Genomic DNA, 7,539 nt, shown 5'->3' on the forward strand with positions numbered 1-7,539 from the left:
CTGACGCTCCTGCCTCCACGTGCGCCGCGAACGCTCGGTGATGATCGCCAGATGCTCGCGGCGCGGGCCTCGTTGCTCGACGGCGGTGCCTACTCCCCCATCTCCGACGCGATGATCGAGGCCAGCCTGGTCGATTCCACCGTCTCGAGTGACGGTTCGATGCGCATCGCCGACCTCGCCTGCGGCACCGGCTACTACTCGGGTGCCCTCGCGCGTTCGGTTCCGGATGCACGCCTGCTCCTGGCCGACCGCTCCCCCGACGCCGTGCGCATGAGCCTGCGGTCGATCCCCGACGCAACCGGCGTCGTCCTCGACCTGTGGAGTCCGCTGCCGATCCGGGACAGCGTGGTCGACGTCGCGCTCAACGTGTTCGGTCCGCGCAATCCGCCCGAGTTCGCTCGCATCCTCGCGCCCGGTGGGCGACTCATGGTGGTGGTGCCACGCGACCGCCACCTCGCCGAACTGCGCCGGGACGGCGCGATGCTCGACGTGCCGGCCGGAAAGTCCGATCAGGTGACGAGGCAGTTCGCCGCGGTGGGGCTGGAGGTGGCGACGATGGTGACCGTCGAGTACGCCCTGCCGGCTGATGCGCGCCTGCGCCGACTCCTGGTGGGCATGGGCCCTTCAGCGCACCACACGACCAGCCTGACGAGCACGGACAGCCCGAGCACTGACGGAGCGGAGGACCTCCTGCTCGACGTCACCGTCTCCATCGACCTCATCGTGTTCGCACGGAGGTGAGATGCGGGAAGCCCCGGCGCCGAGGCGCCGGGGCTTCCCGCGAATGCGCGGCTCGGTTCAGCGTGCGAAGTTGCCGCGGTAGTACTCGAAGACCCATCCGACCAGGGCGATCACGACGATCGGCACGGCGATGAACGCGATCCAGAAGCCGATGGCGAGACCGAGGAACGCGAGCGCCGCACCGGCGGCGAGCACCATCGGCCACCAGCTCCACGGGCTGAAGAACCCGAGCTCGGGGTCGCCGTCGTCGATATTGGCGTCCAGCCGGTCCTCGGGAAGCTCAGCGCCCTGCGCCTTGTGCACTCGTCCGAGGTAGAAGGCGATGAATGCGGCCAGGACGGTCGTGAGCGAGAGCGCGACGGTTCCCGCCCACTCCACGCCGGGGTCGTTCCCGTCGATGCTGGTCCAGACGCTGTAGAGGATCGCCGAGAAGGCGAAGAAGCCCGCCAGGATCCAGAACAGAATGGCGTTCGCGCGCATTTACTTGACTTCCTTCGTCGCTGCGTCGTAGACCGGTGCTTCGGGTGCGTCCTTGGCCGGACCGATGCCCACGGGGATGCCGGCTTCGGGGTGGTTCAGGTCGAACGCGGGGGCCTCGGACCGGATGCGCGGGATGGACGTGAAGTTGTGGCGCGGCGGCGGGCAGCTCGTGGCCCACTCGAGCGAGCGGCCGTAGCCCCACGGGTCGTTCACCGTGACCTTCGGCGCGCGGCGCGCCGTGATGTACACGTTGAGGAAGAACGGGATCATCGAGACGGCGAGGATGCCGGCACCGATCGTGGAGAGCTGGTTCATCCAGGTGATGTTGTCCTCGGGCAGGTACGAGTAGTACCGGCGCGGCATCGCCACGACGCCCAGCCAGTGCTGGATGAGGAACGTCGTGTGGAAGCCGATGAACAGCAGCCAGAAGTGCCACTTGCCCAGCGTCTCGTTGAGCATCTTGCCGGTCCACTTCGGCCACCAGAAGTAGAACCCGGCGAACATCGCGAACACGACGGTGCCGAACACGACGTAGTGGAAGTGGGCGACGACGAAGTAGGTGTCGGAGACGGCGAAGTCGAGCGGCGGCGATGCGAGGATGACGCCGGTCAGGCCGCCGAACACGAAGGTGATGAGGAAGCCGATCGACCACACGAGCGGCGTCTCGAAGGTGATCGAACCGCGCCACATGGTGCCGATCCAGTTGAAGATCTTCACGCCGGTGGGAACCGCGATGAGCATGGTCATCAGTGCGAAGAACGGCAGCAGCACGGAGCCGGTGACGTACATGTGGTGGGCCCAGACCGTGACCGACAGCGCGGCGATCGCGATCGTCGCGTAGATGAGGGTCTTGTAGCCGAAGATCGGCTTGCGGCTGAACACCGGGAAGATCTCCGACACGATGCCGAAGAAGGGCAGCGCGATGATGTACACCTCTGGGTGCCCGAAGAACCAGAACAGGTGCTGCCACAGGATGACGCCGCCGTTGGCCGGATCGTAGATGTGGGCGTCGAAGACCCGGTCGGCGCCGGCCGCCAGGATCGCGGCGGCGAGCACCGGGAAGGCCATCAGCACGAGGATCGAGGTGACGAGCGTGTTCCACGTGAAGATCGGCATGCGGAACATGGTCATGCCGGGCGCGCGCATGGTGATGATCGTGGTGATGAAGTTCACGGCGCCGAGGATGGTGCCGAAGCCCGAGAGGCCGAGACCCAGCATCCACAGGTTGCCGCCGATGCCTGGTGAGAACGTCGTCGACGCGAGCGGCTGGTAGGCGAACCACCCGAACGAGGCGGCGCCCTGCGGCGTGAAGAAGCCGGCGACCGCCATGAGCGAGCCGAAGTTGAACAGCCAGTACGCGAAGGCGTTGAGGCGCGGGAACGCGACGTCGGGCGCGCCGATCTGCAGCGGCATGAGCACGTTCGCGAATCCGGCGAAGAGCGGCGTCGCGAACATGAGCAGCATGATCGTGCCGTGCATCGTGAACAGCTGGTTGTACTGCTCGCGGGTCTGGACGATCTCGAGCCCGGGCTCGAAGAGCTGCGCGCGGATGATGAGGGCCATCACGCCGCCGATGCAGAAGTAGATGAACGCGGTGATCAGGTACAGGTACCCGATGACCTTGTGGTCGGTGGAGGTGATCCACCGAACGAGGATGTTGCCCTTGCGTTCGACCTTGGAAGCGCCGAACGGCAGGCTGCTCGACTGAGGGCGAGCCGGTGCGGTCGTGGTGCTCATTCGGACTGGGTCTCCTCTTGCAGCTTGGGCGTGCCCGTGCCGGGCAGGTTCTGGTTGCGGTCGTACTCGTCGGAGAGCTGACCCTCCTGGCCGAGGTCGCGCAGCGACTCGATGTACTGCTCGTACTCGGACTCGGAGACGACCTCGACGTTGAAGAGCATGAGGGAGTGGTACTCGCCGCAGAGCTCGGCGCACTTGCCCTCGTACGTGCCCTCGCGCTCGGGGACGAACGACATGTAGTTCGTCTTGCCCGGGAACATGTCCTTCTTGTACAGGAAGTCCACGACCCAGAACGAGTGGATCACGTCGCGCGACTGGAGCTCGATCTCGACGTTCTTGCCGACGGGCAGGTAGAGCGTGGGCAGCTCGGACTGGACGAGCGAGCCCTTCGCACCCTCGTCGGAGAGCTGGCCCTGGATGCCGGGCGAGTACACGTCTTCATTGACGTAGTTGAAGTCCCACGCCCACTGCTTGGCGATGACCTCGACCTTGACGTCGATGTCGTCCTCCGCGAAGCGCTGCTCGATGATCGCCTGGTCGCGTGCCGTGAAGGCGAAGAAGCCGAGCACGAGGATCAGCGGCACGATCGTGTAGAAGACCTCGATCGGCATGTTGTAGCGCAGCTGCACCGGGAGCCCGGTCTGGCCCTTGCGACGGCGATAGGCGATGACCGCCCAGATGGTGAGGCCCCACGTGATGACGCCGACCACGAGCAGCACGATCCATGAGGTGACCCAGAGGCCCGACACGAGCTCGGTGTGGTTCGTGACCGGCGGCTGACCGGCTTCGAATCCGGGGAGGAATCCGTTCAGCTGCGCCTCGGTGCATCCTGCGAGGACGAGGCTGAGCGACGCTGCGATCGGGATTGCAGCCCATCGGAGACGGCGATTGTGGCGCACCGGTGACCTTTCGGGAGACTCGAAGGCGCTTCTCAGCGAAGCGCGGTGATCGAGACCTAGCCTACTCCGAACCTGCTGCCCGGGTGTGCACGCGGGGCTCCGATCGAGCACGTCGCGACGCGGATTTCCATCTCGATCGGCGGAAACAACGAAGGGAGGCCGCCTCGGCGACCTCCCTTCGGAGCGTGATGGGCTGCGCTCAGTGGAACGAGTCCCCGCACGCGCAGCTGCCCTGGGCGTTGGGGTTGTCGATCGTGAAGCCCTGCTTCTGGATGGTGTCCTCGAAGTCGATGGAGGCGCCGTCGAGGTAGGGGACGCTCATCTTGTCGACCACGACCTCGACACCCGAGTAGTCGACCACCGCGTCGCCGTCGAGGAGACGCTCGTCGAAGTACAGCTGGTAGATGAGGCCGGAGCAACCGCCCGGCTGCACCGCGACGCGGAGGCGCAGGTCGTCGCGTCCCTCCTGCTCGAGGAGGCTGCGCACCTTGTCGGCGGCGGGGTCGCTCAGCTTCACGCCGTGCGCGGTCTCGGTGATCGTGTCGCTCATGTCTCTCCTCGGTGCGTCGGAAACGCGGGAACCTCCCTCAATGGTAACCGCGGAACCGGAGTGCGCGTCCGGTCTTTGCTCAGGAAGTCGTGGTCCTGCCCTCGAGGCGCGCCAGGAACAGCGCCTCGCTGAGCAGGGCGCGCTTGAATACCCCGAGGTGCAGCGACTCGTTGGGGCTGTGGGCGCGGGAGTCGGGATCCTCGACGCCGGTCACGAGGATCTGCGCTCCGGGGAACTCCTCGACGAGCTCGGCGATGAACGGGATCGAGCCCCCGACGCCGATCTCGACCGGCTCGCGACCCCAGCCCGCCGCCATCGCCGCCCGCGTCTCGGCGACCGCCCAGCCGCTCGTGTCGACGAGGAACGGTTGCCCCGTGTCGACGTCCTCGAACGTGAGGCGCGCGCCGAACGGGGCATTCGCCTCGAGGTGCGTCCGAATCGCCTCGTACGCCTCGTCGGCGTCCTGACCGGGAGCGATGCGCGCGCTGACCCGCACGCGCACCCCCGGCACCAGCGTGTTGGAGGCGTTCGCGACATCCGGGGCATCGATGCCCGTGATCGTGACCGCCGGCTGCGCCCAGATGCGGGACAGGATCGTGCCGTTGCCGATCGGTGAGACGCCGTCGAGCAGTCCGGTCTCGCGGCGCAGTTGGTCCTCGTCGTACGCGGGCGTCTCGAGGTCGGCGCTGCGGAGGCCCGCCACAGCCACCGAGCCGTCGGGCGCCCAGAGGGTGTCGAGGGTGCGGATGGCCGCGAGCATGGCGTCGGGCACCGCTCCCCCGTACATGCCGGAGTGCGACGCGTGGTCGAGGGTGTCGAAGCGCACGTTGAATGCGACGGCGCCCCTGAGCGCGACCGTGATCGCGGGCGTCTCGAGGTCCCAGTTGCCGGAGTCGGCGACGATGATGGCATCGGCGGTGAGGAGGTCGCGGTTCTCGCGGAGGAAGTTCGCGAACGACCGCGACGCCCACTCCTCCTCGCCCTCGACGAAGACGGCGATGCCGAGATCGAAGTCGCCGGATGCCTCGGCGAACGCGCGGATGGCGCCGACATGGGCCATCACGCCCGCCTTGTCGTCGGCCGCGCCGCGTCCGTGCAGGCGATCGCCCCGCTGCGTGGGCTCGAACGGAGGGGTCTCCCAGTCCTCGTCCTTGCCGGGAGGTTGCACGTCGTGGTGGGCGTAGAGGAGCACGGTGGGCCGGCCGTTGCGCGCCGGGCGGCTGGCGACGACCGCCGGCTGGCCGAGCTCGGATCCGTCCTCGACCGCCGCCCGGCGCACCTCGACCAGGTCGAAGACGCCGGTGCCGCGCAGGAGTGCTGCGACCGCCTCGGCGCTCTCGGCCACGTGGGCCGCGTCGAACGCCGGCCACGACACGGATGGGATGCGGACGAGGCCGGCGAGGTCGGCGACGGTGGCCGGGAATCCGGCGTCCACGGCTGCGCGGATGGCCTCGGAGGTCTCGGGTGCGGAAACGACGTCGGATTCGGTGAGTCGGGGGTCGGTCATGCCGGTAATCTTAAGGGCAACCGAACCGAGGACTCCCGTGGCAAAGCAACCGAACAGCAGCGACCAGCCGAGCGTCGAGACGCTCGAAGAGACCCAGGCCCGGGTGAAGGCCGGCAAGGGTGCGCCCACGCCGAGCCGCGCCGAGCAGGAGGCCGCACGCAAGCGACCGCTCGTCCCCAACGACCGCAAGGAAGCGGCGAAGCAGGCCCGCGCCCAGCAGTCCGAGGCGCGCGAGCGCGCCCGGGTCGGCATGGCCCTCGGCGACGACCGCTACCTGCCCGCACGCGACCGCGGGCCGCAGAAGAAGTTCGTGCGCGACTACGTCGACGCCCGGTTCAGCATCGGCGAGGTGCTCATCCCGGTGATGTTCCTCGTGATCCTCCTGACGCTGATCCCGAGCGCCCAGGTGCAGACCATCGGCATCCTCGCCCTCTGGGCGTTCTTCCTCATCGCCGTCGTCGACGTCGTGATCCTCGGATACGTCGTCACGCGCAAGGTGCAGGCCAAGTTCGGCGCGGACAAGGCGGAGCGCGTGCGCTGGTACGCGGCGATGCGTGCGCTGCAGCTTCGTCCGCTGCGGCTTCCGAAGCCGCAGGTCAAGCGCGGGCAGTACCCGTCCTGACCCGGATGCGCACGCGCTCGCGAACGGCCACGCGGCTCAGTCCGCTCGCGCGTACGCTCCGGCCCTGATCAGCGGCACCCGGGTCTCCTCGTCGCTGAGCGAGCCGTGCTGGCCGATCATCGACTCCGCCTGCCGATTCGATTCCCGCCGGTCGTAGTACGCGATGCCCGCCCGGGCGATCACGAGCAGGTCGCCGATGCGGGGCCGCACCTCGTCGGCGACCTCGCCGTACATGCCCGCGGCGATCGCCTCCTCGCGCGTGACGACCCACGCGCGATGCTCCTCGGCGGCACGCCATCGATCGACGAGCTCCGCGCGAGCCGCAGCGTCGAGGTCGGGCTCGAGATGGAGCGAGAGGAACCGGGGTTCACCCCCGACGTGCCGCACGCCGTCGACGAGTCCGGGCTTCGCGTCGATGAACACGTGCCGGTGGGCGGGCACGTCGATCACGCCGTGGTCGGCGGTGACGAGCAGGCCCGTGCCACGCGGCATCCGTCGTTCGAAGGCGGACAGCTCGGCGTCGAGCTGCTCGAGGATGCCGAGCCAGCGGTCGGACTCCCAGCCGTGCGCATGGGCCGCCTGGTCGAGTTCGGGAACGTAGAGGTAGACGAGCGCACCCGCATCCCCCTCGAGCAGCGTGCGCGCCTCGGCGAACCGGTCGGCGATGGTCGCGGCCGCGCGGTACTCCGCTCCGCGCAGCACGGCCCGGGTGAAGCCCGAGTCGGCGTAACGGGCCGCGCCGACGGCGAAGCTCCGGATGCCGCGCCCTGCGGCCTCCTCGAAGCGGGTCCTCGAGCGCTGCCAGGTCTCGGGGACCATGCCGGCGTCCCAGCCACTCAGCTGGTTGACGAGGCGATCGTGGGCGGCGTCGAGCACCCGGTAGCCCACGAGCCCGTGCTCCCCCGGCATCCGGCCGGTGGTGAAGCTCGCGATCGCCGCGGCGGTCGTCGACGGCACGACCGTGCGGATGACGTCGCGCCGCGACATCCGCCCCGCCAGGAAG

At 68.5% G+C, this 7,539-nt stretch carries 8 protein-coding genes; 2 read left to right on the forward strand and 6 right to left on the reverse strand.

What is annotated here, in order from left to right; genetic code table 11:
• Positions 1-741 (forward strand): methyltransferase domain-containing protein (locus tag AC1DY2_RS11920; protein ID WP_476762626.1); only part of this gene is annotated, 741 nt, incomplete at its 5' end.
• A 57-nt stretch (positions 742-798) separates the two neighbouring features.
• Here the strand turns inward: AC1DY2_RS11920 and AC1DY2_RS11925 are convergent.
• The 5 genes from AC1DY2_RS11925 to AC1DY2_RS11945 all read right to left on the reverse strand — a co-directional run bounded on the left by AC1DY2_RS11925 (position 799) and on the right by AC1DY2_RS11945 (position 5,914).
• On the reverse strand, positions 799-1,221 hold the full coding sequence (locus AC1DY2_RS11925) for a cytochrome c oxidase subunit 4 (RefSeq protein WP_476762627.1): 423 nt from the start codon (positions 1,219-1,221) through the stop codon (positions 799-801).
• Complete coding sequence (gene ctaD, locus AC1DY2_RS11930) at positions 1,222-2,958, reverse strand: aa3-type cytochrome oxidase subunit I (RefSeq protein WP_476762628.1); 1,737 nt, start codon at positions 2,956-2,958, stop codon at positions 1,222-1,224.
• Positions 2,955-3,857, reverse strand: a complete 903-nt coding sequence (gene ctaC, locus AC1DY2_RS11935) for an aa3-type cytochrome oxidase subunit II (RefSeq protein WP_309978510.1) — start codon at positions 3,855-3,857, stop codon at positions 2,955-2,957. The genes ctaD and ctaC overlap by 4 nt, the downstream gene beginning before the upstream one ends.
• Before the next feature lie 199 nt (positions 3,858-4,056).
• The gene (erpA, locus tag AC1DY2_RS11940; RefSeq protein ID WP_309978508.1) at positions 4,057-4,407 is read right to left on the reverse strand and encodes an iron-sulfur cluster insertion protein ErpA; all 351 of its coding nucleotides are present in this window, start codon (positions 4,405-4,407) and stop codon (positions 4,057-4,059) included.
• Positions 4,408-4,486: 79 nt separating this feature from the next.
• A complete protein-coding gene (locus AC1DY2_RS11945; protein ID WP_476762629.1) occupies positions 4,487-5,914 on the reverse strand; it encodes a M20/M25/M40 family metallo-hydrolase in 1,428 nt (475 codons plus the stop codon).
• Positions 5,915-5,951: 37 nt separating this feature from the next.
• Here AC1DY2_RS11945 and AC1DY2_RS11950 point away from each other — a divergent pair, with 37 nt between their 5' ends.
• Positions 5,952-6,536: a DUF3043 domain-containing protein gene (locus AC1DY2_RS11950; protein WP_309978504.1), complete on the forward strand. Its 585-nt coding sequence runs from the start codon at positions 5,952-5,954 to the stop codon at positions 6,534-6,536.
• A 36-nt stretch (positions 6,537-6,572) separates the two neighbouring features.
• On the opposite strand, the gene AC1DY2_RS11955 is transcribed toward AC1DY2_RS11950, so the two are convergent.
• A partial coding sequence (locus AC1DY2_RS11955; RefSeq protein WP_476762630.1) for an alkaline phosphatase family protein occupies positions 6,573-7,539 on the reverse strand: 967 nt, incomplete at its 5' end.

The organism is Agromyces sp. P1_H4, from assembly GCF_056405255.1.

Bases quoted from the DNA above. Each gene is read 5' to 3' on its own strand.
- AC1DY2_RS11925 (WP_476762627.1), bottom strand. From the start codon at position 1,221: ATGCGCGCGAACGCCATTCTGTTCTGGATCCTGGCGGGCTTCTTCGCC.
- ctaD (WP_476762628.1), bottom strand. From the start codon at position 2,958: ATGAGCACCACGACCGCACCGGCTCGCCCTCAGTCGAGCAGCCTGCCG.
- erpA (WP_309978508.1), bottom strand. From the start codon at position 4,407: ATGAGCGACACGATCACCGAGACCGCGCACGGCGTGAAGCTGAGCGAC.
- AC1DY2_RS11945 (WP_476762629.1), bottom strand. From the start codon at position 5,914: ATGACCGACCCCCGACTCACCGAATCCGACGTCGTTTCCGCACCCGAG.